The organism is Rhizobium sp. C104 (genome assembly GCF_022354505.1).
Classification (GTDB): domain Bacteria; phylum Pseudomonadota; class Alphaproteobacteria; order Rhizobiales; family Rhizobiaceae; genus Rhizobium; species Rhizobium redzepovicii.
The window spans coordinates 1,602,840-1,625,879 of record NZ_CP092348.1; the positions used below are offsets into that span (position 1 = coordinate 1,602,840).

The following is a 23,040-nucleotide window of genomic DNA, read 5'->3' on the forward strand; positions in this document are numbered from 1 at the left end:
CGGGCTCGTCACTTCGACTTCTTGGTCGTCGTGGCGCTGACGATTCTGTCGCCCGGTTTGATCCCGAGTTTGGCGGCGATGCCGGCATTGAGTTCGACGACATATTTCACCGGGGTCATCGAATCGATGATATCGCGCGAATAGGGCGTCGCGTTTTCCTTGATGTGGCGGATCGTGCCAGTGTCGTCGGCAAAAAGCATGTCGAGCGGCAGGATGGTATTTTCCATCCACATGGTTACGCGCCTGGGCTCGTCGAAATCGAAGATCATCCCGGCATCATCTGCCATCGTCTTACGAAACATCAGCCCGTAGGCGCGCTGATCCGGCGTCGAGGCGATCTCGACGGTAAAGTGCAGCACCTTGCCCGCGGCGGTCTGGATAAGAAGCGGCTCCTTGTCGAAGCGGACCTGCTCCTCGGCGAAAGCCGGCAGCGCGACCATGAAAAAAGCGCCAGGATGGCGCTTTTGATCGCATGAAGAAGGACGATGTCACGCATATCAATGCGACCGGCTGGCCGGGCTCGGAATGTCGGGATGGATTTCCGCGGCCATCAGGCCCTTTTCGCCGTCGCCGAAGCGGACGAGCACCACCTGGCCGGGGCGCAGTTCCGTCAGGCCGAAGCGGCGGAGCGTTTCCATGTGCACGAAGATGTCTTCGGTGCCCTCGCCGCGCGTCAAGAAGCCGAAGCCCTTGGTGCGGTTAAACCATTTGACCAGCGCACGCTCGAGGCCGCTCGTCGCGGTGACCTGCACATGCGTGCGCACCGGCGGCAGCTGCGAGGGATGAACCGCAGTCGACTGATCCATCGAAAGGATCTTGAAAGCCTGGTAGCCGCGTTCGCGGCGCTGAATGAGGGCGACGATACGCGTTCCCTCGAGGATCGTCTGGTAGCCGTCGCGGCGCAGGCAGGTCACGTGCAGGAGAACATCCTGCATGCCGTTGTCGGGCACGATGAAGCCGAAACCCTTAGCGACGTCGAACCACTTGACGACGCCGGTGATTTCAACAAGATCGACCGCCTCTGCCGATAGCTCGTCAAGGTCGGAGTATTCGTTCGATGAAATCCTGTCAGCCATAGTCGCCAGCCCCTCGAATACGCGTCACACTGTTACGGTTAACTGATTCTTGAAATCAAGATTAACATCTTGGTAACGGATAAGCGCAAGTCCTAGTTTTCGGTTATTCCCAACTGCACATTTTATATCGATGACTTGCCCGAAGCTGACCTCAGCTCGCCGAAAAAGCCAGACCCAATAAAGGAGTAGATAGAATGCGTTATCTCCATACAATGGTTCGCGTCAAAGACCTGGACGCCTCACTCGCCTTTTACACCACCCTGTTCGGGCTGGAGGAGATTCGCCGGCACGAAAACGAGAAGGGCCGCTTTACCCTGGTTTTCCTGGCTGCTCGCGACGATCTCGACCGTGCGCGCAGCGAAAAGGCTCCCTGCCTCGAGCTTACCTATAACTGGGATACGGAAGATTATAGCGGAGGACGCAATTTCGGCCACCTCGCCTATGAGGTCGACGATATTTACGCAACCTGCCAGAAGCTGATGGACAACGGCATCACCATCAACCGGCCGCCGCGCGATGGGAACATGGCTTTCGTGCGCTCGCCCGACGGCATCTCGATCGAAATCCTGCAGAAAGGCAGCCCGCTCGCCGCCGCCGAACCCTGGGCCTCGATGGGCAATACCGGCGCCTGGTAAGGCTTTTCGCCGCAAGGCTTTTGCGAGGCTTGCGGCTTTTGCGATTTCGGGTCCGGCCGGCGCCTTGACGCTTGCCGCGACCCGGCCCCGCAGGCAATCTCCTGACGACTCGACGCGGAAGATGGCGGTTTTCGACCATTTTCCGCATCAATTGGAGACTGTCGCTTGCGTAACATTGAGATGCGGCCCCTGACGGGCGCTTTGCTGATCGCCACTTCGGTGCTGGCGCTGTCCGGCTGCGCGTCGGACAAGAAGGCACTCGATTCCGCCGCAGCCGTTCCGGCACCGCAGGCAGCCGCACCGCAGCTTGCCGCGGCGGCACCCGCAAGCCCTGCCCCACGTTCGGTCTACACGGATCCCCGGCTCGTCAATGTCTCCGGCGCCCAAGCCGCGCCCCAGGCCGTAGGAGCAGATCCGAATGCCCCCGTACCGCCGGCCGATCCGGCGGCGGCAGCGCCTGCCAATATCGGCGGGCTGGTGCTGCAGTCGACCCGGATCAACGCGCAGGCCATGAGCATCTTTTCCGACCACCAGCCGGCGCCGCAGAACAACAGCACGTCGACTGTCATTCAGCCGCAGGCCTATGCGCCTGTCGGTGCAGCACCCGCCAGAAGCAGCGTCTACAGCCAGCAACCCGTAACAGAACCGCCTGCGGATCCGGTGCTGCCGCAACAATCCTCGCAGAATGGCAGCACACAGCTTGTGCCCGTCCAAACGGCGTCGCTGGCGGCAGACGGCAATCCGGCCCCGACGATGAATGCGCTCTACAGCGCGCCGAAGCAGAACCTGCTCGGCAGCCTCACCGGCCTGTTGCAAAAAGCGTCCCTGCCCGGCATGACGCGGATCGCGCCGAACGGGCTGCATGTCCAGAACGACAAGGTCGAGGTCGGCTGCTTCAAGCCCGAGCTGCTGAACGTGATCAAGACGGTCGAAACCCATTTCGGCCGGCCTGTCATCGTTACGTCGGGCTATCGCGACGAAGAGCATAACCGCCTGGTCGGCGGCGCCGACGAATCGATGCACAAGAGTTGCGAGGCGGCCGACATTCAGATCGACGGCGTCACGAAATGGGATATCGCCGCCTATATCCGCTCACTGCCGAACCGCGGCGGCGTCGGCACCTATTGCCACACGGATTCGGTCCATCTCGATACCGGCAAAAGTCGCGACTGGAACTGGGGCTGCGGCGGCAAACGCGCGCCTATGGCGACCGCAAGAGCGATCTGACGGCCGCGCGTTCTTCGCATGACCTTACGGAAGCGCCGCCTCGTCTTGTTGAAGAGATAGCCGGCAGCCCGTTGATTCAGCTTCAATAATCAGCTCCTCGAACGCATTCGGATTTCCTGTCATTTTTTTGAAAGAAACCGAATTTGCCGCTTGCGGGATTCATAACGCCTGACTATAAGGGCGCCACCACGAAGGAAGCGCCCTTCGTCTATCGGTTAGGACACCAGATTTTCATTCTGGGAAGAGGGGTTCGACTCCCCTAGGGCGTGCCACTTTCTCTCCATATAGAAGCCATTGCATCCGCTTGCAGAAGTCTGCGCGTGCTCCTATTTTAACGGGGCCGGCCTGCGCCCTTCGTCTATCGGTTAGGACGACAGATTCTCATTCTGTAAAGAGGGGTTCGACTCCCCTAGGGCGTACCAATTTTATCCAAATCAACTACCGGCGCGGCACCGGATCAATAGCCTGTCCGACAGACGGTGTCGTCCCCGCCCTCTTTGACTAAGACGCTTGTTGATGGATTTCTGGGCATTCCCCATTTGCAACGAAACAGGTCGGCTCAGAATGCGTCGAACCTCGACTTCCGATTCCGAGGACAACAGTACCCGCCCGCCCCGGTCGTCTACGTACCTGCACAGCCCGCAATGCGGATCACCAACTGCAACAGACTTGGCAATGGGTCTCCTGCGCGACATTCTGAGGCGCGTATCTCTGCGGCCTCCGCAACTGGCTTATCGGCATAGCGCCACGTTTCTCCACAGCCACAAATAAATCGGCGAAAACGATGATTTTTTCGCGTCTTGGCGCTTGCGGCTTTTGAAGGTGCTGACTATAAGGGCGCCACCACGAAGGAAGCGCCCTTCGTCTATCGGTTCAGGACACCAGATTTTCATTCTGGGAAGAGGGGTTCGACTCCCCTAGGGCGTGCCACTTTCTTCTCTCTGAACTCCACATCGTCAGCATTTTTTGCGCGGCTATTTTATTTTGCCGGCGCAGCATCGCAGACGCGAAGCTGGATGCGGCGGGCGCCCTGGTAATGCTCGGCACCGAGCGAGCCTGCAACATGCAGGCTGGCGCCGCGTGAATTGATGAGAAGATTGCCGAGTGCCGTATCGGCGGCGCGGAAGGCGATGCCGTCGAGCCGCGATCCATCCATTGCCTCCATCGTCACCTTCACATGTTTCTCCCCGACCAGGCGTGCATCGCGCACCCGATGCGCCGGCACGGCAAAGAGCGGCTGGGCGTGGCCGGAGCCATAGGGGCCGGCGGCCTCCAGGCGGTCGATGAGTTCGAGCGTGGCGCCGCTGGCGCCGATCGCCCCGTCGATCTTCAAGGTCTCGTTGGCGACGAGGTTCGCCACGGTTCTTGCCGACTTCTCTGTGAAGAAGGTCCTCAACCTGCCGAGATCGGCGCGCTCGACCGTCAGCCCCGCGGCCATGGCGTGACCACCGCCCTTGATCAGCAACCCTTCATCGACCGCCGCGCGCACCATCCGGCCCATGTCGAAGCCGTTGATAGAGCGGCCCGAGCCGGTGCCGCGGCCGGAGGTATCGAAGGCGATCGCAAAGGCCGGCCGTTTGAACTTCTCCTTCAGCCGCGCCGCGATCAGTCCGACGATGCCGGGATGCCATTTCTCGTGGGCGGTGACGATGACGGAGGCGCCCTCGCCGTCGCCATATTCGGCGAGCGCTTCGGCCTCAGCCTCCTGCAGCATGATCGCCTCCATCGCCTGGCGCTCGCGGTTGAGCTCATCCAGGCGCTGGGCGATCACCTCAGCCTCCCCCGTGTCATCGAGCGTCAGCAAGCGGCTTCCGAGCGCGGCATCGCCGATCCGACCGCCGGCATTGATGCGCGGACCGATCAGGAAGCCGAAATGATAGGGTGTGACAGGGCCAGCGAGCCCGGCCTTGCGGAACAGCGCTGCAAGCCCGGCATTGCTTTGGTGGCGGGCGGCGACCAGCCCCTTCACCACATAGGCGCGGTTGAGGCCCTTCAGCGGCACGACATCGCAGACTGTCGCCAACGCGACGATATCCAGCCATTGCAAGAGGTCGAGCGCCAGGATGCCCTTGTTGCCGGCCGCCCGCAGCAGCCTCAGTGTGGCGACCAGCACCATGAAGACCACGCCGGCGGCGCAAAGATGCCCCTGCCCCGACAGATCGTCCTCGCGGTTCGGATTGACGAGCGCATGGCAGGGCGGCAGCTCATGTGTCACCTGGTGGTGATCGATGACGACGACATCGATATTGCGCGCGGCGGCGGCGGCCAGCGCCTCGTGACTGGTCGAGCCGCAATCGACCGCGACGATCAGCCGGGCGCCGTTGTCGATCAGCTGGTTGATCGCCGCCGGATTGGGGCCGTAGCCTTCAAAGACGCGGTCGGGAATATAGATGTGCGCCTTGACGCCGAAATGAGTGAGGAAACGAAACATCAGCGCCGAGGAAGCCGCACCGTCGACATCGTAGTCGCCAAAGATCGCGACATTCTCGCCGCGCTCGATGGCGCTCACCAGGCGGGTGGCGGCCTTTTCGCAATCCGTCAAAACATGCGGATCGGGCATCAGGCCGCGGATCGTCGGATCGAGGAATTCGATCGCCTCGTCCACCGTCACGCCGCGCCCGGCCAGCACGCGGGCGATCAGATCCGGCATGCCGTGGATTTGCGACATGGCCAGCGCCCGGTTCTGCCCGGCCTGGTCGAGCCGCGCCACCCAGCGATTGTCGAGCGCGGATTTCTCCACGCCGAGAAACGCGCGCTGTACCGGATCGACGAGATCTGCCATGCCATACTCCGCTGACTTCATCTGCTCTTTCTACAGAAGCAGCGGAGATAACATAGCGATGGATTTACAGACACGGATTTTTACCAGAACACCGCCCAGATGATTGCGGCGACGCCGGCAAGCTGCACGAGCAGGAAGGAGAACAGCGTCAGCAGAATAGCCCAGTTGCGGCCTTCCGTGTATTCATCGCCGTCAGCCTCATCAGGGACCTCTTCGCGAATGTCACGGTAGGCCGGCTTGAGAATTTCCCCAAGCATATCAGGACGGTCCGGCGGCACCTCGCTCGGGCGGCCATACCCCTTGCCGGCGTGGCTGTCCTTGCTCATGAAATTCTCCACGCCGACGACTCACCATCTATGGTTTTATTTATATCAATATTTCGGTATTTGTTAATATAGACTTCCGTAAGGGGAGCCCGGACGATCAACAAAAAAACCGCCCTGTCTTGTTGAACTGCCAGTTCAACAAGACAGGGCGGCTGATATTCGCCGGCTGGAAAGGCTTAAGCTTCTTCTTTCGGCCGCTCGATGCGAATCACCTGCGGTTCGCCGAAGAGATAGCCTTCCGATTTGATCGAGGCGACCGCCTTGCGCACCGACTCTTCCATCGTCGCGTGGGTGACGAGAATGATCGTCTGGTGGTGCGACGGCGCCAGATGCTGCTTGGAGCGCTGGACGATCGATTCCAGCGAGATGTTGTTTTCCGCCATGCGGGTTGCGACGCTGGCAAAGACGCCGGTGCGGTCGAGCACGGTCAAGCGGATAAAGTAGCCGCCCTCGTGGCTCTGCATCTGCGCCTTGCGGTAGGGTTCCAGCGCCTTTGCGGGATGGCCGAGCACCGGTACGCGCTGTGCGCCCGGCTGGCTTTTGGCGATATCGGCGATATCACCAAGTACGGACGAGGCCGTCGCATTGCCGCCGGCGCCGGGACCGACCATCAGCAGTTCGCCGAGCACGTCGGATTCGATTGCGACAGCATTGGTGACGCCATCGACCTGGGCAATGACCGAATCGACCGGCACCATGGTCGGATGCACGCGCTGCTCAATGCCGGTGTCGGTTCGCTGGGCAACACCCAGGAGCTTGATGCGATAACCGAGCTCGGCGGCAGCGTGGATATCCTCGATCGAGATGTTGGTGATGCCTTCGAGATAGATATCGTCGGCCGCGATGCGATTGCCGAAGGCGAGCGTCGTCAGGATGGAAAGCTTATGGGCCGTGTCGTTGCCCTCGATATCGAAGGCCGGATCGGCCTCGGCATAACCCAGCCGCTGGGCTTCCTTCAGGCACTCGGCGAAGGAAAGCCCCTCCTTTTCCATCTTGGTCAGGATGTAATTGCAGGTGCCGTTCATGATGCCATAGATGCGCGAGACGGCATTGCCGGTCAGCGATTCGCGCAGCGCCTTGATGACCGGGATGCCGCCGGCGACTGCGGCCTCGAAGTTTAGAAGCGCGCCCTTCTCCTCGGCGATCGTCGCAAGCTCGACGCCGTGATAGGCAAGCAGCGCCTTGTTGGCTGTCACCACATGGAGACCGCGCTTGAGTGCGGCGCGTACGGAGGTGTTGGCAGCCCCTTCGGCGCCGCCCATCAGCTCGACGAAGACGTCGATATCGCCCTTTTCGGCAAGATCTTCCGGCCGATCGAACCAGGTAACAGCGGAAAGATCGATGCCGCGGTCTCTCCTTTTGTCACGCGCGGAGACCGCCGTGATGGTGATCGGACGCCCGCAGGTGACGGCAAGCTCGTTGCTCTTCTGCTGAATGATGCGGACTAGCGAGGCGCCAACGGTGCCCAAGCCCGCAATGCCGATTTTGAGGGCATCTGCCATGGATCGATCCTGAATGTCTGTGTGGCGGCAGCCGCAGGACGCGGCTGCCTTTAAGAGTTGGATTAACGGTGCGCGTTCAGCGAAATGACGTTGTGCATCGTTTCGTCTGCCGTCGACATGAACTTCTTGATGTTGCGCGCAGCCTGGCGGATGCGGTGTTCGTTCTCGACGAGCGCCAGACGGACGTAGTCGTCGCCCTGTTCGCCGAAGCCGATGCCGGGAGCAACGGCGACGTCGGCCTTCTCGACCAGCAGCTTGGAAAACTCAAGCGAGCCGAGATGACGGAACTTTTCCGGGATCTTCGCCCAGGCGAACATGGTGGCAGCCGGCGGCGGCACGTCGAAGCCCGCCTTGCCGAAGCTTTCGACCATGACGTCGCGGCGGCGCTTGTAGACGTTGCGAACCTCCGCAATGTCGGAGCCGTCGCCGTTCAGCGCATGCGTCGCCGCCACCTGGATCGGCGTGAAGGCGCCGTAGTCGAGGTAGGACTTGACGCGGGTGAGCGCCGCGATCAGCCGCTCGTTGCCGACGGCAAAGCCCATGCGCCAGCCAGGCATGGAGAAGGTCTTCGACATCGAGGTGAACTCGACCGTCACATCGATTGCACCCGGCACCTCGAGAACCGACGGCGGCGGAGCGCCGTCGAAATAGATCTCCGAATAGGCAAGGTCGGAAAGCACGATGATGTCGTGCTTCTTGGCGAAGGCGATGACGTCCTTGTAGAAATCGAGTGTCGCGACCAGGGCAGTCGGATTCGAGGGGTAGTTGAGGATGAGTGCCAGGGGCTTCGGGATCGAATGCCGGACCGCGCGCTCAAGCGGCGGGAAAAAGCTCTCATCCGGCTCCACTGACATGGAGCGGATCACGCCGCCCGCCATCAGAAAGCCGAAGGCGTGGATCGGATAGGTCGGGTTCGGGCAGAGGATGACGTCGCCGGGCGCGGTGATCGCCTGCGCCATATTGGCGAAGCCTTCCTTGAAGCCCAAGGTGGCGACTACCTGGGTATCCGGGTTGAGCTTGACGCCGAAACGGCGGGCATAATAGGCGGCCTGGGCGCGGCGCAGCCCCGGAATGCCCTTGGAGGACGAATAACGGTGGGTGCGCGGATCCTGCACGACCTCGCACAGCTTGTCGACGATCGACTGGGGAGTGGGAAGGTCGGGGTTTCCCATGCCGAGATCGATGATATCGGCGCCGCCCGCTCGCGCGCTTGCTTTCAAACGGTTGACCTGTTCAAAAACATAAGGCGGCAAACGCCGGACTTTGTGAAACTCTTCCATTTCATTCCCCATGGAAAGGCGGCTTTCGGGCCGCAGTCGAAGTTCGTTCCGTCTCCCGGCGGCTGCGACACGAACTTCAGAATCGCAACGCCGTATTCATCAGACCCAAGACACGCGGCAAATCTTTGACGGAAAAGCCGCATAAAGCGCATTATCGGGAAAATCTTGTCTTCCGATCCATCCGGAAGGCTTTGCGTCCAAAATGCCTGAAAGGCAAGGTCTATTTGGAGATTTCGGAGAGCGTATCAGCGCCGTGCTCGGCGGCGAGGCGGCGCATTTCGGCGGCCTTGGCCTGATATTCGGCTTCCGAGATCGTGCCGGCCTTACGCCGGGCGGCAAGTGCGGTCAGCTGATGTTGCAGTTCGGCTGCCTGCTCGTCGCTCATCTGCACATTGGCGGCCGTCAGCGGCGCGCCGAAATTTGGGTAACCGTCCGGCGACTTCGCCAGGCCGCCTTCGACCGCATCGCCCTTGGTGGCCGGCATGACCACGGCGGTCGGCGCCGCTCGCTTGGCGGCGGCTGCGGCCTTCTCCTCGGCCGTCAGATTGCATCCGGCCAGGGCCATCGCCGCCGCGGCGCAGATCAATGCGGTGCGGTTGAAGGTTGCGATGCGCCGAATGCCGTTCTTCGTCATGCCTCAAAATCCAGTTCTGACTGCGTCGACTGTTAAATTTGTCGCAGCGACAAAGCAATAGCATGAGCCGGCGCGGGTGGAACTTGTTTTCTCGTTCAATCACGATGTACAACGATTGGATAAAAAGAGTGCTGCCGCCGGAGGAAATGGTGACCGACAGCAAGCAGGAGAATGGCGGCCAGAAGAATGGCGGCAAGGCCGGTTTCGACGCGACCGATCTCGATCCCTATCTGTTGAAGGATCCCGAGGCGATGGCGATGAATTTCGCCCGGGCGCTCGAAAATCTCGGCCAGGCGGCCTCGGCCTGGCTTGCGCCGCGCGAACGCGGCGAGATCAGCGAAACCGTCGTCGATCCGATGACCGACATGGTCAAGACGCTTTCCAAGGTCACCGAATACTGGATTGCCGATCCCCGCCGCACCTTCGAGGCGCAGACGCAGCTGATGTCCTCCTTCTTCGGCATCTGGATGCGCTCTATGCAGCGCATGCAGGGCGAGCCCTCGCCTCCGGAACCGGACACCCGCAAGGACAAACGCTTCTCCGACGAGGACTGGCAGAAAAATCCGTTCTTCGATTTCATCCGCCAGGCCTATTTCGTCACCACCGACTGGGTGGAGAAGCTGGTGTCGGAGACCGACGGCCTCGACGAGCACACCAAGCACAAGGCCGGTTTCTACGTGAAGCAGATCACGGCAGCACTCTCGCCGAGCAATTTCGTCGCCACCAATCCGCAGTCTCTATCGCGAGACGATCGCAACCAGCGGCGAAAACCTGGTGCGCGGGATGAAGATGCTGGCCGAGGATATCGCTGCCGGAAAGGGTGATCTTCGCCTTCGCCAGACAGACATGACGAAATTCGCCGTCGGCCGCGACATGGCGCTGACGCCGGGCAAGGTGATCGCCCAGAACGACATCTGCCAGATCATCCAATATGAGGCTTCAACCGAAACGGTCCTGAAGCGGCCGCTGCTGATCTGCCCGCCCTGGATCAACAAATTCTATATTCTCGACCTCAACCCACAGAAATCCTTCATTAAATGGTGCGTCGATCAGGGTCAGACCGTCTTCGTGATTTCCTGGGTCAACCCGGATGCGCGCCATGCCGCCAAGGACTGGGCGGCCTATGCCCGCGAGGGCATCGATTTCGCGCTCGAGACGATCGAGAAGGCGACCGGCGAGAAGGAGGTCAACGCCGTCGGCTATTGCGTCGGCGGCACACTTTTGGCCGCAACGCTGGCGCTGCACGCCAAGGAGAAGAACAAACGCATCAAAACGGCGACACTTTTCACCACCCAGGTCGATTTCACCCATGCCGGCGATCTCAAGGTCTTCGTCGACGAGGAGCAGCTTGCAGCGCTCGAAGAGCATATGCAGGCGACCGGCTATCTCGACGGCTCGAAGATGTCGATGGCGTTCAACATGCTGCGCGCTTCCGAGCTGATCTGGCCTTATTTCGTCAACAGCTACCTCAAGGGCCAGGATCCCCTGCCCTTCGATCTGTTGTTCTGGAACGCCGATTCGACCCGCATGGCGGCGGCAAACCATACCTTCTATCTGCGCAACTGTTATCTCAGGAACTCGCTGACGCAGAACGAGATGATCCTTGACGGCAAGCCAGTGTCGCTGAAGGACGTGAAGATCCCGATTTATAATCTCGCCACCCGCGAGGACCACATCGCCCCTGCCAAATCCGTCTTCGTCGGCAGCCAGTTTTTCGGCGGCAAGGTGGAATTCGTTGTCACGGGCTCGGGACATATCGCCGGCGTGGTCAACCCGCCGGATAAGAAGAAGTATCAATTCTGGACGGGCGGCCCGGCCAAGGGCGAGTACGAGACCTGGATCGAGCAGGCGACCGAGACGGCGGGATCATGGTGGCCACATTGGCTGGCCTGGATCGAGACCCATGACGGCAGGCGCGTTGCGGCGCGCAAACCGGGCGGCGATGCGCTGAACGCGATCGAGGAAGCCCCCGGAAGTTATGTGATGGAACGCGTCTGAAAGATCCCACGCATCTCTTTTTGAGACGTCATGAAAAAGCGCAACACCGCGTAAACAAATTAGAAACCATAATTCGTCATCCTTGCGAAACAGTCGGATGTCGCGGGTGGTCTAAATTCGGCCCATTTGCGCCATTACCGGCCCCGGCGAAGTGTAGTCAGTCAGTGCCGCCGGCCTGCGTAGCGAGTTTGAAAGACGAGTTCAGTATGGCGTTTGCGGTCGGGACGTTCGATGACGTCACCCCTCTTGGCGGATCTGCTTTTCGTTTGCGCAGATCTCGTGGCTTTCTTTACGGCGTCGTCGGCGCCGGATTTCTGACCTCCACATGGTTGATTGCGACCTTGGCGACGATGCATTCGGTTGCCGCGCCCGTTTCTCCGCCCGAAAGATTCACCCAGGCCGCAGCGGCGCCGAAGCCCAGGCCGGCGACGCACGAACGGCTGATCCATGTCGGCAAGGCCGATCGCTTGGCCGCCTTCGACGCCAAGCCGGTCGTCGCCCTGACGGCCGACCTCGTCCAATCGCATGCGCAGAAAACCAATGCTACTGCAACGGCACTGGCGGCACTTACAAAACACAATCGGCTTGTCATGGCTGCCGAGCAGCCTGTGGTTGCCGCGATTTCCGACAGCGCCAAATTCCGCAAGGATGACGTGGTCACGCCGCCGGCCGTCGAGGTTGCCTCGGCAGAGAGTGTAGAAGAAGACGACGGCGACCGGATCGTCGTTCCCTCGAAGGAGGCCGTCGCCGCTGCCGAACTCCCGGCCCTGCTGGCGCTTGCCGATGCCGGACCGCAGCAGATTGCGCCTGCCCCGGTCCAGCCCGCCCTCAAGACGGCGTCACTGCCGCAGGAAAAATCTGCGCCCGTAGAAATTGCCGCGGCCGAAGACCCGCAGCCTTTCGATCTCGTTCTGGCGCCGGATGCCGGTTCCGTACCGCTGCCGATGGCGCGTCCTGACGGCCTTATCGGCAAACCGGCACCGGCCGCCAAGGGTTCGCAGCGCGCCGGCGAGCCTGCCCTTGCCTATGCCCAGCCGAACTCGCCGATCGAAGACGACCAGGACGATGCAGTGCCGCGCTACGACAAGCCGGTCTTCTCGCCGAAGCTGCGCGCCGGCGTCGCCATCTACGACATCGAAAACAGCACGGTTTATCTGCCGAACGGCGAGAGGCTGGAAGCTCATTCCGGGCTCGGCAAGATGCGCGACAATCCGCGTTACGTCGACAAGAAGATGCGCGGGCCGACCCCGCCACATACCTACGCCCTCACCATGCGCGAAAGCCTTTTCCACGGTGTCGAGGCGCTGCGGCTGACTCCGCTCGAGGGGTCGGACGCCATCTATGACCGTGTCGGCCTGCTCGCCCACACCTACATGCTCGGCAAGAACGGCGATTCCAACGGCTGCGTCTCCTTCAAGGATTACAAGCGCTTCCTCGCCGCCTACAAGCGCGGCGACATCAGGCAGCTCGTAGTCGTGCCGCGCCTGAACAACAAGCCGTCTTCGACGCTCGCCTCGCTGTTTTCGTCGCGCAGTTAAGCGATGGGAGAGCAGCAGCCGCTGGTGTGCCTGCGCGCTACTTCAACCAGACTGCAATCCGCTCCACCGCCTCGGCGATCTCGGCTTGCGAGCCCGCGTAGGACAGGCGCAGGGTGCGATGTCCCTCCAGCGGATCGAAGTCGAGACCGGGTGTTGCGGCGACGTCGATTTCCGCGAGCATGCGCTTGGCAAAACCCATGCTATCATTGGTGAAGCGGGTGACGTCGAGATAGGCATAGAAGGCGCCGTCCATCGGCGAGGCGATCGAAAGACCGATCTGCGGCAGGCGCTTCATCAGCAAATCGCGGTTGGCGGCATAGCTCGCCTTATAAAGATCGAGTTCGGCGCCGGCGCCGAGCGCGGTCGTGGCGGCGATCTGGGAGAGTTCGGGCGGGGAGATATAGAGGCTCTGCGCCAACCGCTCGATCGGCCGCACCAAGCGCTCTGGCAGCACCATCCAGCCGATTCGCCAGCCGGTCATGCAGTAATATTTGGAGAAGGAGTTGATGACGATCGCCTCGTCGGTCAGTTCGAGTGCACTCGCCTCCTCGCCGGCGAAAGTCAGCCCGTGGTAGATTTCATCGGAGATGAAGGCGATGGAATGGGCCGCGCAGTAATTCGCAAGCGCCTTCAGCCCATCGCGGCCGGTCACCGTGCCGGTCGGGTTGGCGGGGCTCGCCAGCAGCACGCCCTTCAGGCTCACGCCGCTTTGCTTCTGCGCCGCCTCGAGGCTCTCAGGGGTGAGTGTGAAGTGGGTCTCGGCGGTTACCGGCACTTCGACAACCCTCAGGCCGAGCGCACCGAGGATATTGCGATAGGCGGGATAACCGGGCCTTGCGATCGCCACCGCATCACCGGCATCGAAGAGCGAGAGAAAGGCGAGATTGAAGCCTGCAGAGGAACCGGTGGTGATGGCGATCCGCGTGGGATCGATTTCCAGGCCGTGACGAAACCGGTAATGCTGGGCAAGAGCCGTTTTCAGCCGCGCCGTCCCCAGCGCATCGGTATAACCGATCCGGCCTTCGGCAAGGGCTGCGCGCGCCGCTTCGAGGGCCGCCTGGGGGGCTGGATGCGAGGGCTGACCGACCGCCATCGAAATCACCGGATGGCCGGCTACGCGCCGTTTCGTCGCCTCCGCCAGCACGTCCATGGCATGAAAAGGCTCGACTTCGCTGCGTTTCGATATGGAAAACAAGATCGCTTCTCGCTCGGCTTCTGCAATGATGGCCCGACAATTGCCGCATTAATCGGCTCATCACAATCCCGCGAGGGCCGCGCGGGGGTGAAATTTCCTGTTTGAGCGGAACTCAACGCGCCGTACCTTGACGCGACGCATTCAAGTCCATTAACCCGGCGACGGTCATCTCGCCCAGGAGACGACCCCATCGCCGTTGACGAGGATATCATGGCCTTTCTTCCGAAAACCTTCACCGCACTGGCGCTTGCCGCATCGATCGCCCTTCCCTTTCCGGCAGCAGCGCTCGACGACCAGCAGAAGAAGGAGTTCGGTGAATTCATCAAGCAATATCTGATCGAAAATCCCGAGATCATGCTCGATGTCCAGGACGCTTTGCAGAAGAAGCAGGAAGCCCAGCGGCTGGTGAAGGCCAATATGGCGATCGAAGAGAACACCAACGACATCTTCGATTCGAAGAACGACGTCACGCTCGGCAATCCCAAGGGCGATGTCACCGTCGTCGAATTCTTCGATTATAATTGCAGCTACTGCCGTCACGCGCTTCCCGACATGCAGGCAATGCTGAAGAAGGACAAAAACGTCCGCTTCGTGCTCAAGGAATTTCCGATCCTCGGACCGGATTCGGTCGCTGCCCACAAGGTGGCCGACGCCTTCCGCAAGCTGGCGCCTGAAAAATATTCCGATTTCCATGTCGCCCTGCTCGGCAGCGAAGGCCGCGCTTCGGACGAAACGGCGATCGCGGTTGCCGCTTCGCTCGGCGTCAGCGAGGACAAAATCCGCGCCGAGATGGCGAAGAACCCGAATGACGGCATCGTCCAGGCTACCTACCAGCTCGCCTCCAGTCTCGGCATCAGCGGCACGCCGTCCTATGTGATCGGCACCGAACTGGTGCCGGGCGCCGTCGGGCTCGACGATCTCGAAACCAAGGTCAAGAACATGCGCAGCTGCGGCAAGACCGCCTGCTGAGCACGTCAGCCGCCGGACGGCTGCCCATCAAATCGCCAAAATCGAAGCGTTTCAACCATGTGGACAAATGTGGCGCGATTCCTGCCGGCAATCCGTAAGGGCTTTCATTCGGCCTTCGCGGAGTCTATAGGTTGCCGTCGTACATTTTACGGAACATTCGATGACGCAAACGATTTTTGTCCTGAACGGCCCTAACCTCAACATGCTGGGCAAACGAGAGCCCGGCATTTATGGCGGCAAAACGCTGAAGGACATCGAGGCGGACTGCAAAGCCGCCGGCCGCGAACTGGGCTTCGACATCGATTTCCGCCAGAGCAACCACGAAGGTACGCTCGTCGACTGGTTCCATGAGGCCGACGAGAAAGCCGCTGGCGTCGCTATCAATGCGGGCGCCTATACGCATACATCGGTTGCGCTGCATGATGCGATCCGCGCTATTTCCATTCCCGTCATCGAACTCCACATATCCAACGTCCATGCACGGGAAGAATTTCGCCACAAATCGATGATCGCGCCGGCATGCAAAGGCGTGATCTGCGGTTTCGGGCCTCACAGCTACATCCTGGCGCTGCAGGCGCTGAAGAACATCACGGCATAAGAAGAAGACAGGGCAACACCATGGTTGAAAAGAAATCGGGTATCGATCAGGCACTGATCCGCGATCTCGCCAATATCCTCAACGAGACCGACCTGACCGAGATCGAGGTCGAGCAGGACGACCTGCGCATCCGCGTTTCGCGCGCCGGCACCCAGCAATATGTCCAGGCGCCGATCGCAGCGCCTGCCTATGCCGCACCCGCAGCGGCCACTCCGGCAGCAGCAGGCGCTGCACCGGCCGCAGCTCCCGCCCGCAACCCCGCCAATACAGTCAGCGCACCGATGGTCGGCACCGTCTACATGGCGCCGGCACCGGGCGCGCGCCCGTTCATCGAAGTCGGCGCCACCGTCAAGGAAGGCCAGACGCTGATCATCATCGAAGCGATGAAGACGATGAACCAGATCCCTTCGCCGAAGTCAGGCAAGGTGACCGAGATCCTCGTCGATGACGGACATCCCGTCGAATACGGCCAAGCCCTCGTCGTCATCGAATAGGCCGATGCCCATGATTTCGAAAATTCTCATCGCCAATCGCGGGGAAATCGCCCTTCGCGTGCTCCGGGCCTGCAAGGAGCTCGGCATCGCCTGCGTCGTGGTGCATTCGACCGCCGACGCCGATGCCATGCATGTGCGGCTTGCCGACGAAAGCGTCTGCATCGGTCCGCCCTCCTCGCGCGAGAGCTACCTCAATATCCACCAGATCGTCGCCGCCTGCGAGATCACCGGCGCCGATGCCGTGCATCCAGGCTACGGCTTTCTGTCGGAGAATGCCAAGTTCGCCGATATTCTCGAAGCCCACGGCATAACCTTCATCGGGCCGACGGCGGACCATATCCGCATCATGGGTGACAAGATCACCGCCAAGACGACGGCGCTGGAGCTCGGCATTCCCGTCGTTCCGGGCTCGGACGGAGAAGTGAAGACCGAAGAGGACGCGCTGAAGACGGCCGCCGAAATCGGCTATCCAGTGTTGATCAAGGCAACGGCCGGCGGTGGCGGACGCGGCATGAAGGTCGCCAAGAGCGAGGTCGACCTGATCGAGGCCTGGTCGACGGCGCGCACGGAAGCGGCAGCCGCCTTCGGCAACGATGCCGTCTATATGGAAAAATATCTCGGCAAGCCGCGCCATATCGAAATCCAGGTGTTCGGCGACGGCGAAGGCAATGCCATCCATCTCGGCGAGCGCGACTGCTCGCTGCAGCGCCGCCACCAGAAGGTCTGGGAAGAGGCGAATTCGCCGGCGCTCAACGTCGAGCAGCGCATGAAGATCGGCCAGGTCTGCGCCGACGCCATGAAGAAGCTGAAATATCGCGGCGCCGGCACGATCGAATTCCTCTATGAGAACGGCGAGTTCTATTTCATCGAAATGAACACCCGCCTGCAGGTGGAGCATCCGATCACGGAAGCCATCACCGGCATCGATCTGGTGCACGAGCAGATCCGCGTCGCCTCCGGCGGCGGTCTCTCGGTGACGCAGGATGAAGTGCATTTTTCCGGTCATGCCATCGAATGCCGCATCAATGCCGAGCACCCGCGCACTTTCGTGCCCTCGCCCGGCACGATCACGCATTTCCACGCGCCGGGTGGTCTCGGCGTGCGCATCGATTCCGGCGCCTATCAGGGCTACAAGATCCCGCCCTATTACGACAGCCTCATCGGCAAGCTGATCGTGCACGGCCGTACCCGCGTCGAATGCATGATGCGGCTGCGGCGGGCGCTCGACGAATTCGTCGTCGACGGCATCAATACGACGCTGCCGCTGTTCCAGGATCTCGTCTCCAACCAGGATATCGCCAACGGCGACTACGACATCCACTGGCTGGAACACTACCTCGCCAACGAACCGGCGGCATAGGGCAGGAATGGCGGGATCGCGCAGGAAGTCACCAGGCATTACCCCTGAAATTCTCCTGCGCGCCTACTCCATCGGCCTTTTCCCGATGGCTGAATCCGCCGACGACCCGGAGATTTTCTGGGTCGAGCCGGAATTGCGCGGTGTGCTGCCGCTCGACCATTTCCACCTGTCGAAGAGTCTTGCCAAGACGGTGCGCAGGAAACCCTTCGAAATCCGTTTCGATCACGCTTTCGAGCAGGTGATCGCTGCCTGCGCCGAGGAGACATCCGGTCGCCCGAGTACCTGGATCAACAAGACGATCAGGTCCCTTTATGCGACGCTCTTCGACATGGGCCATGCCCATACCGTCGAAGCGTGGGACGGCGACGAGCTGGTCGGCGGCCTCTACGGCGTCTCGCTCGGCTCGGCCTTCTTCGGCGAAAGCATGTTCTCACGCCGCACGGACGCTTCGAAGATCTGCCTCGTGCATCTGGTCGAGCGACTACGGGAAAGAGGCTTCACGCTGCTCGATACACAGTTCACCACCGAGCACCTGAAGACGTTCGGGGCGATCGACGTTGCGAAGGCCGATTATGGCGTGCTGCTTGAAGCCGCGATGGTATCGCCACACCTGAAGTTTTAAGCGCGATCATTTCATCCCTGCGTTGATTTTCCAGCCGATTTGAATAGGTTCGGAAAATGCAATGGGGGATAGAATTTTGAGACGATATTTTGCGGCGGCGGTCCTTTTCGCCTTGTTCACAGGCCAGGCCGACGCCCGACCTTACCAGGAGATGTTCCCGGACAGGAGCGATTTTTCCGAAGCGGAAAAACCGTTGCTGGAGAAGCTCGATTTTCAGCAGGGTGCGATCAAGCTGCCTGAGGCAAAGGCGACGCTGAACGTGCCCCAAGGCTTCTATTACCTCAATTCCGCCGACACGAAAAAGGTGCTCGTCGATATCTGGGGAAATCCCGCGGCTGCGGCGGAGGGAAAGATGGGGATGATCTTCCCGGCGAAATACGCGCCGACCGATATCGAGGCCTGGGGCTCCGTTGTGGAATACAGCGCGGACGGCTATGTCTCTGACGCCGATGCCGCCACGACGAATTACGACGAACTGCTGCAGAACATCAAGGATTCCATCCGAGAAAACAACGTCGAGCGCGAAAAGCAGGGTTTCGAGAAGATCACGCTTGTCGGCTGGGCCTCGACACCGCATTACGACAAATCGGCGCATGCGCTGCACTGGGCGCGCGATCTGGTCTTCGGCGATGATGCACAGGGGCAGCACACGCTGAACTATTCCGTGCGTGCGCTCGGCCGCGAGGGTGTCTTTCAATTCAACTTCGTCGCTGCCCTCGACCAGTTGAAGGAGATCGAGGACGTCATTCCGACAGTCACGAAGCTCGTGCAGTTCGACAAGGGAATGGCCTATGCCGACTATGTCGAAGGCGACAAGATCGCGGCCTATGGGATGGCGGGAATGATCGCTGCGGGCGCCGGCGCCAAGATTGCCGCGAAGGTGGGATTGCTGGCCGTTGCCCTCGCCTTTTTCAAAAAGGCCGGCATCCTTGTCGTCATCGCGGCCGGCGCTGTGCTTCGCTTCGCCAAGGGCCTTTTCAACAGGAACAAGACGCCCACTGCATAGATCCTGCTCAGGGCCAAGATCACCGCCGGCGACACGCGTTAGCGCGCTGTCGCCTTGGCGTTGTCAGGCGCGGGGACATCCGAGTTTGCCTTGCAGTCCTTCAGCCAGACGTCGTAGATCGGATGCTCGACGGCGTTGAGGCCGGGGCTGGCGGCAAACATCCAGCCGGTGAAGATGCGGCGGATCTTGCGGTCGAGGGTGATCTCGTCGACTTCGACGAAACCGTCGATCTTCTGCGCTTCGGCCTGGTCGCGCGAGTAACAGGCCTTCGGCGTTACCTGCAGCGCGCCGAACTGGACGGTCTCGTTAACGTAGACGTCGAAGGTGGTGATGCGGCCGGTGATCTTGTCGAGGCCAGAGAAAACGGCTACCGGGTTTTCAATGCGTGCAGCACGTGCCGCAACCGGCGGAAGCAGGACCGAGAGCGCCAGCAGCGACCCGGCGGCACGCAGCGCCCTGTTTCGCGTGAAGAGCTTCATGTGTACCCGTCTCCAGATATTCTTCGTTCACGGCCGCGGTCAAGCGCGGCCAACCTGCGGGTAAAGGTCAATTGTGGCCAAAAGCCGGGTTTGGGATTGCCCCGGTCGAGCCGTCTCAGTTGCCCGGCGTCCAGGCGTCGTAATCGCCGGTGACCCGCGGACGCTCGCCCGGAACGGCGATGGATCCTGGCGGACGGTAGGCCTGCGGAGAACCGGTGAAGTTGGGACGATGCGCCTTCTGCCATTCCTTGGCGACGTAGTTTTCCTTGGACGGCGGAACATCGGTGCGGTGATGCATCCAGCCATGCCAGCCCGGCGGGATGGCGGAGGCATCGGCATAACCCTTGTAGATCACCCAGCGCTTCGGCAGACCGTAGGACGACATGCCGCCTTCATAATAGACGTTGCCGAATTCATCCTCGCCGACGCGCTTGCCGAAACGCCAGGTCGCAAAACGCGTGCCCATCGTCTGACTGTTCCACCAGGTAAAGGTCTGAACCAGAAGATTCCACATGTCTTTTCCTTGTGCCCGCCAGATGCGGGCCAAACCAGAATTCGTTTTCTCGCTTATGCCGCCGCCAAGCCGAATTGTCCAGCGATTCCGCGACAGCCAAAGGTCATTTCAAAGCCATCTTGAAGCCGAGATGCGAGGGCTTGAAGCCCAGTCTTTCATAGAAACGATGCGCATCCTTGCGGATCGCATTCGAGGTCAAAGCTACCCGCTTGATCCCGCGGCTTTTTGCCTCGGCAATGGCGAACTCGATCATCCCGGCGCCGATCCCCTGCCCACGAATGTCGGCCCGCGTCTGCACCGCCTCGATGATCATCGCCGACGAGCCTCGGCCAGTCAGCGTGGTCGTGACCATCGTCTGGAACGTGCCGACAACCTCGCCGCCGCGCTCCGCGACATACAGCACCTGGTCGGGCGAAGCCTCGATGGCCGCGAAGGCCCTGACATAATCGGCAAAGGCCACTGGATCGGTGGTGTCGCCATGACCGCCGACGGCGTCGGCGGCAAATATTGACACGAGAGCGTGCAAATCCTCCCTGCGCGCCTGGCGAATGCGAATGTCGGGCAATTCGCCTTCCACGCCTCAATGCCCCTCGAGCGTTTTTTCGAGGATCACCGCCGGGATGCCGGATTGCCCAGGCGCGCTATTCTCGTTGCGTCCGACTTCGGCAAAGCCGTGCGCCTGATAGAAGGCGATCGCCGCTGCATTTTGCGGCTCGACTTCGAGGCGCATGATCTCCGCATCCGGAAAGCAGGTTTCGAGCTCGGCGAAGAGATCGCGGCCGATGCCCTGGCGCTGTAGCGCCGGAGCGACATAGAGCAGATGCAGCATGACCGTCTTCGTCAGCTCCTGCGACATCGCCGCATACCCCATGCCGCCGATTTTGCGGCCGTCGTCGGCAACGAGGAATTCGGCATCCTTGCGCACCAGGCGCGTTTTCAGCGCCTCCGGCGAAAACAGCTGGGCAGTGAGCTCCTCCACCCTGGCTCTGCCGTGGAGACTGTCATAGGTCGCGTGAAAACTTTCCACCAGCAGGGCGCGGACCTTCTCCAGGTCGCGCTCGCCGGCAGTGCGGACGAAATACACCGCTTATTCCTCGATGCCGAGCTTCGCCTTGACGAGCGCCTGGACGGCCTGCGGATTGGCCTTGCCGCCGGTCGCTTTCATCACCTGGCCGACGAACCATGCGGCCAAGGTCGGCTTCGCCTTGACCTTCTCCACCTGATCGGGATTGGCGGCAATGATCTCGTCCACGGCCTTTTCGATGGCGCCCGTATCCGTCACCTGCTTCATGCCGCGCGCTTCGACGATCTCGGCGGGATCGCCGCCCTCGGTCAGCACGATCTCGAAGAGATCCTTGGCGATCTTGCCGGAAATGGTGCCAGCCTTGATGAGATCGATGATGGCGCCGAGCTGGGCCGGCGAAACCGGCGTCTGCTCGATATCCTTGCCGGTGCGGTTCAGCGCGCCGAGCAGGTCGTTGATCACCCAGTTTGCCGCTGTCTTGCCGTCGCGGCCTGCAGCCACGGCTTCGAAATAATCGGCGATCGCCTTTTCGGAGACGAGCACCGAGGCGTCATAGATCGACAGGCCGAGCTCGCGCACGAAGCGCTCCTTCTTGTCGTCAGGCAATTCCGGCAGATCGACGGCGAGCGCCTGGACGAAGGCGTCGTCGAATTCGAGCGGCAGCAAGTCCGGATCGGGGAAATAACGATAGTCGTGCGCATCCTCCTTAGAGCGCATCGAACGCGTCTCGCCCTTGTTCGGGTCGAACAGCCGCGTCTCCTGCTCGATCGTGCCGCCATCTTCCAGAATGCCGATCTGGCGGCGGGCTTCATATTCGATCGCCTGGCCGATGAAGCGGATGGAGTTGACGTTCTTGATCTCGCAGCGCGTGCCGAAACCTTCGCCGGGGCGGCGGACGGAGACGTTGACGTCGGCGCGCATCGAGCCTTCGTCCATGTTGCCGTCGCAGGTGCCGAGATAACGCACGATCGAACGCAGCTTGGTCATATAGGCCTTGGCTTCGTCGGACGAGCGCATGTCGGGCTTGGAGACGATCTCCATCAGCGCGACGCCGGAGCGGTTCAGATCGACATAGGACATGGTCGCATGCTGGTCATGCAGCGACTTGCCGGCATCCTGCTCCAGATGCAGGCGCTCGATGCCGATCTCGATATCCTCGAACTGGCCCTGGCGGTCCGGCCCGAGCGAAATGACGATCTTGCCCTCGCCGACGATCGGATCCTTGAACTGCGAGATCTGATAGCCCTGCGGCAGGTCGGGATAGAAATAGTTCTTGCGGTCGAAGAGCGAGCGCTTGTTGATCTGGGCCTTGAGGCCGAGACCGGTGCGCACGGCCTGCCTGACGCATTCCTCGTTGATGACGGGCAGCATGCCGGGCATGGCGGCATCGACCAGCGAGACGTTCGAATTCTGCGGCTTGCCGAATTCCGTCGAGGCGCCGGAGAAGAGCTTCGAATTGGACAGCACCTGGGCATGGACTTCCATGCCGACGATGACTTCCCAGTCGCCGGTGGCGCCGGGGATGAAGCGTTTCGGATCAGGCGTGCGGACGTCGACAAGGGTCATCTGATACTCTTTGCAGGCTGTTCTTTTCCACTGGTGAGGTAACGGAAATGGGATGTCGGTGCAAGGCTTTCGCGGAATTGTGTAGCAGTGGCCGTTGCCCGCTTCCGCCCAGATCGAGGCGGCTTTGCACCTGAAGCGCGACGGCTCAATATTTGATCATGCTAATGGACATGAGTTTAGCCCGCTCCCGGTTGTCGTCAGCATCAGGATCTCTA

At 61.1% G+C, this 23,040-nt stretch carries 21 protein-coding genes, 3 tRNA genes and 2 pseudogenes; 13 read left to right on the forward strand and 13 right to left on the reverse strand.

The window, feature by feature from the left end; genetic code table 11:
- Positions 1 to 8 precede the first annotated feature (8 nt).
- A pseudogene (locus MF410_RS09050) lies at positions 9 to 496 on the reverse strand (DUF192 domain-containing protein).
- Position 497: 1 nt separating this feature from the next.
- Positions 498 to 1,076 (reverse strand): cold-shock protein, encoded by a 579-nt coding sequence (locus tag MF410_RS09055; RefSeq protein ID WP_003573434.1) that lies wholly within the window; start codon positions 1,074 to 1,076, stop codon positions 498 to 500.
- A 194-nt stretch (positions 1,077 to 1,270) separates the two neighbouring features.
- Between MF410_RS09055 and gloA the strand changes: the two genes are divergently transcribed.
- From gloA to MF410_RS09080, 5 genes are all read left to right on the forward strand, one after another.
- On the forward strand, positions 1,271 to 1,711 hold the full coding sequence (gene gloA / locus MF410_RS09060; protein ID WP_097625338.1) for a lactoylglutathione lyase: 441 nt from the start codon (positions 1,271 to 1,273) through the stop codon (positions 1,709 to 1,711).
- Between the two features lie 165 nt (positions 1,712 to 1,876).
- On the forward strand, positions 1,877 to 2,938 hold the full coding sequence (locus tag MF410_RS09065) for a D-Ala-D-Ala carboxypeptidase family metallohydrolase (RefSeq protein WP_097625337.1): 1,062 nt from the start codon (positions 1,877 to 1,879) through the stop codon (positions 2,936 to 2,938).
- Between the two features lie 197 nt (positions 2,939 to 3,135).
- Positions 3,136 to 3,210 (forward strand) — tRNA-Glu (locus tag MF410_RS09070).
- Positions 3,211 to 3,285: 75 nt separating this feature from the next.
- A tRNA-Glu gene (locus tag MF410_RS09075) sits at positions 3,286 to 3,360 on the forward strand.
- Positions 3,361 to 3,792: 432 nt separating this feature from the next.
- Positions 3,793 to 3,868 (forward strand) — tRNA-Glu (locus tag MF410_RS09080).
- 49 nt (positions 3,869 to 3,917) lie between these two features.
- Here the strand turns inward: MF410_RS09080 and recJ are convergent.
- From recJ to MF410_RS09105, 5 genes are all read right to left on the reverse strand, one after another.
- Complete coding sequence (gene recJ, locus MF410_RS09085; RefSeq protein WP_097625336.1) at positions 3,918 to 5,720, reverse strand: single-stranded-DNA-specific exonuclease RecJ; 1,803 nt, start codon at positions 5,718 to 5,720, stop codon at positions 3,918 to 3,920.
- Between the two features lie 80 nt (positions 5,721 to 5,800).
- A complete protein-coding gene (locus tag MF410_RS09090; protein ID WP_097625335.1) occupies positions 5,801 to 6,046 on the reverse strand; it encodes a hypothetical protein in 246 nt (81 codons plus the stop codon).
- A 176-nt stretch (positions 6,047 to 6,222) separates the two neighbouring features.
- Positions 6,223 to 7,548, reverse strand: coding sequence for a homoserine dehydrogenase (locus tag MF410_RS09095; RefSeq protein WP_097625334.1), 1,326 nt, complete (start codon positions 7,546 to 7,548; stop codon positions 6,223 to 6,225).
- A gap of 62 nt (positions 7,549 to 7,610) precedes the next feature.
- Positions 7,611 to 8,828: an LL-diaminopimelate aminotransferase gene (locus MF410_RS09100; RefSeq protein WP_239620331.1), complete on the reverse strand. Its 1,218-nt coding sequence runs from the start codon at positions 8,826 to 8,828 to the stop codon at positions 7,611 to 7,613.
- A gap of 220 nt (positions 8,829 to 9,048) precedes the next feature.
- Positions 9,049 to 9,462 carry a hypothetical protein gene (locus MF410_RS09105; RefSeq protein ID WP_097625333.1) on the reverse strand — a complete coding sequence of 138 codons (414 nt, stop codon included), beginning with the start codon at positions 9,460 to 9,462 and terminating at the stop codon, positions 9,049 to 9,051.
- A 146-nt stretch (positions 9,463 to 9,608) separates the two neighbouring features.
- On the opposite strand from MF410_RS09105, the pseudogene phaC reads away from it, so the two are divergent.
- Positions 9,609 to 11,460: pseudogene (gene phaC / locus MF410_RS09110) on the forward strand (class I poly(R)-hydroxyalkanoic acid synthase).
- 206 nt (positions 11,461 to 11,666) lie between these two features.
- Positions 11,667 to 12,998 carry a DUF2778 domain-containing protein gene (locus MF410_RS09115; RefSeq protein WP_097625331.1) on the forward strand — a complete coding sequence of 444 codons (1,332 nt, stop codon included), beginning with the start codon at positions 11,667 to 11,669 and terminating at the stop codon, positions 12,996 to 12,998.
- Positions 12,999 to 13,035: 37 nt separating this feature from the next.
- Here MF410_RS09115 and MF410_RS09120 read toward each other — a convergent pair whose 3' ends face one another.
- A complete protein-coding gene (locus MF410_RS09120; protein WP_097625330.1) occupies positions 13,036 to 14,193 on the reverse strand; it encodes an aminotransferase class I/II-fold pyridoxal phosphate-dependent enzyme in 1,158 nt (385 codons plus the stop codon).
- A 210-nt stretch (positions 14,194 to 14,403) separates the two neighbouring features.
- Between MF410_RS09120 and MF410_RS09125 the strand changes: the two genes are divergently transcribed.
- The 6 genes from MF410_RS09125 to MF410_RS09150 all read left to right on the forward strand — a co-directional run bounded on the left by MF410_RS09125 (position 14,404) and on the right by MF410_RS09150 (position 19,242).
- Positions 14,404 to 15,162: a DsbA family protein gene (locus tag MF410_RS09125; protein ID WP_097625329.1), complete on the forward strand. Its 759-nt coding sequence runs from the start codon at positions 14,404 to 14,406 to the stop codon at positions 15,160 to 15,162.
- Between the two features lie 160 nt (positions 15,163 to 15,322).
- A complete protein-coding gene (gene aroQ / locus MF410_RS09130; RefSeq protein WP_003578965.1) occupies positions 15,323 to 15,760 on the forward strand; it encodes a type II 3-dehydroquinate dehydratase in 438 nt (145 codons plus the stop codon).
- A 20-nt stretch (positions 15,761 to 15,780) separates the two neighbouring features.
- Entirely contained in the window at positions 15,781 to 16,254 is a 474-nt protein-coding gene (accB, locus tag MF410_RS09135) for an acetyl-CoA carboxylase biotin carboxyl carrier protein (RefSeq protein ID WP_097625328.1), read from the forward strand.
- A gap of 4 nt (positions 16,255 to 16,258) precedes the next feature.
- Positions 16,259 to 17,614, forward strand: a complete 1,356-nt coding sequence (gene accC, locus MF410_RS09140) for an acetyl-CoA carboxylase biotin carboxylase subunit (RefSeq protein ID WP_179867103.1) — start codon at positions 16,259 to 16,261, stop codon at positions 17,612 to 17,614.
- Between the two features lie 7 nt (positions 17,615 to 17,621).
- Positions 17,622 to 18,236: a leucyl/phenylalanyl-tRNA--protein transferase gene (aat, locus tag MF410_RS09145; protein WP_097625327.1), complete on the forward strand. Its 615-nt coding sequence runs from the start codon at positions 17,622 to 17,624 to the stop codon at positions 18,234 to 18,236.
- A 76-nt stretch (positions 18,237 to 18,312) separates the two neighbouring features.
- Positions 18,313 to 19,242, forward strand: a complete 930-nt coding sequence (locus tag MF410_RS09150) for a DUF2167 domain-containing protein (protein WP_179867106.1) — start codon at positions 18,313 to 18,315, stop codon at positions 19,240 to 19,242.
- 38 nt (positions 19,243 to 19,280) lie between these two features.
- On the opposite strand, the gene MF410_RS09155 is transcribed toward MF410_RS09150, so the two are convergent.
- The 5 genes from MF410_RS09155 to gatB all read right to left on the reverse strand — a co-directional run bounded on the left by MF410_RS09155 (position 19,281) and on the right by gatB (position 22,825).
- Positions 19,281 to 19,721 carry a DUF2155 domain-containing protein gene (locus MF410_RS09155; RefSeq protein WP_097625325.1) on the reverse strand — a complete coding sequence of 147 codons (441 nt, stop codon included), beginning with the start codon at positions 19,719 to 19,721 and terminating at the stop codon, positions 19,281 to 19,283.
- 115 nt (positions 19,722 to 19,836) lie between these two features.
- Complete coding sequence (locus MF410_RS09160) at positions 19,837 to 20,235, reverse strand: NADH:ubiquinone oxidoreductase subunit NDUFA12 (protein WP_003586900.1); 399 nt, start codon at positions 20,233 to 20,235, stop codon at positions 19,837 to 19,839.
- 103 nt (positions 20,236 to 20,338) lie between these two features.
- Entirely contained in the window at positions 20,339 to 20,812 is a 474-nt protein-coding gene (locus MF410_RS09165) for a GNAT family N-acetyltransferase (protein WP_097625324.1), read from the reverse strand.
- 3 nt (positions 20,813 to 20,815) lie between these two features.
- Positions 20,816 to 21,319, reverse strand: a complete 504-nt coding sequence (locus MF410_RS09170) for a GNAT family N-acetyltransferase (RefSeq protein WP_097625323.1) — start codon at positions 21,317 to 21,319, stop codon at positions 20,816 to 20,818.
- Positions 21,320 to 21,322: 3 nt separating this feature from the next.
- Entirely contained in the window at positions 21,323 to 22,825 is a 1,503-nt protein-coding gene (gene gatB / locus MF410_RS09175; protein WP_097625322.1) for an Asp-tRNA(Asn)/Glu-tRNA(Gln) amidotransferase subunit GatB, read from the reverse strand.
- Between the last annotated feature and the right edge of the window lie 215 nt (positions 22,826 to 23,040).

Bases quoted from the DNA above. Each gene is read 5' to 3' on its own strand.
- MF410_RS09105 (WP_097625333.1), bottom strand. From the start codon at position 9,462: ATGACGAAGAACGGCATTCGGCGCATCGCAACCTTCAACCGCACCGCA.
- MF410_RS09125 (WP_097625329.1), top strand. From the start codon at position 14,404: ATGGCCTTTCTTCCGAAAACCTTCACCGCACTGGCGCTTGCCGCATCG.
- recJ (WP_097625336.1), bottom strand. From the start codon at position 5,720: ATGGCAGATCTCGTCGATCCGGTACAGCGCGCGTTTCTCGGCGTGGAG.
- MF410_RS09095 (WP_097625334.1), bottom strand. From the start codon at position 7,548: ATGGCAGATGCCCTCAAAATCGGCATTGCGGGCTTGGGCACCGTTGGC.
- accC (WP_179867103.1), top strand. From the start codon at position 16,259: ATGCCCATGATTTCGAAAATTCTCATCGCCAATCGCGGGGAAATCGCC.
- gatB (WP_097625322.1), bottom strand. From the start codon at position 22,825: ATGACCCTTGTCGACGTCCGCACGCCTGATCCGAAACGCTTCATCCCC.
- MF410_RS09100 (WP_239620331.1), bottom strand. From the start codon at position 8,828: ATGGAAGAGTTTCACAAAGTCCGGCGTTTGCCGCCTTATGTTTTTGAA.
- accB (WP_097625328.1), top strand. From the start codon at position 15,781: ATGGTTGAAAAGAAATCGGGTATCGATCAGGCACTGATCCGCGATCTC.
- MF410_RS09115 (WP_097625331.1), top strand. From the start codon at position 11,667: ATGGCGTTTGCGGTCGGGACGTTCGATGACGTCACCCCTCTTGGCGGA.
- gloA (WP_097625338.1), top strand. From the start codon at position 1,271: ATGCGTTATCTCCATACAATGGTTCGCGTCAAAGACCTGGACGCCTCA.
- aroQ (WP_003578965.1), top strand. From the start codon at position 15,323: ATGACGCAAACGATTTTTGTCCTGAACGGCCCTAACCTCAACATGCTG.
- MF410_RS09055 (WP_003573434.1), bottom strand. From the start codon at position 1,076: ATGGCTGACAGGATTTCATCGAACGAATACTCCGACCTTGACGAGCTA.
- MF410_RS09090 (WP_097625335.1), bottom strand. From the start codon at position 6,046: ATGAGCAAGGACAGCCACGCCGGCAAGGGGTATGGCCGCCCGAGCGAG.
- MF410_RS09160 (WP_003586900.1), bottom strand. From the start codon at position 20,235: ATGTGGAATCTTCTGGTTCAGACCTTTACCTGGTGGAACAGTCAGACG.
- aat (WP_097625327.1), top strand. From the start codon at position 17,622: ATGGCGGGATCGCGCAGGAAGTCACCAGGCATTACCCCTGAAATTCTC.
- MF410_RS09155 (WP_097625325.1), bottom strand. From the start codon at position 19,721: ATGAAGCTCTTCACGCGAAACAGGGCGCTGCGTGCCGCCGGGTCGCTG.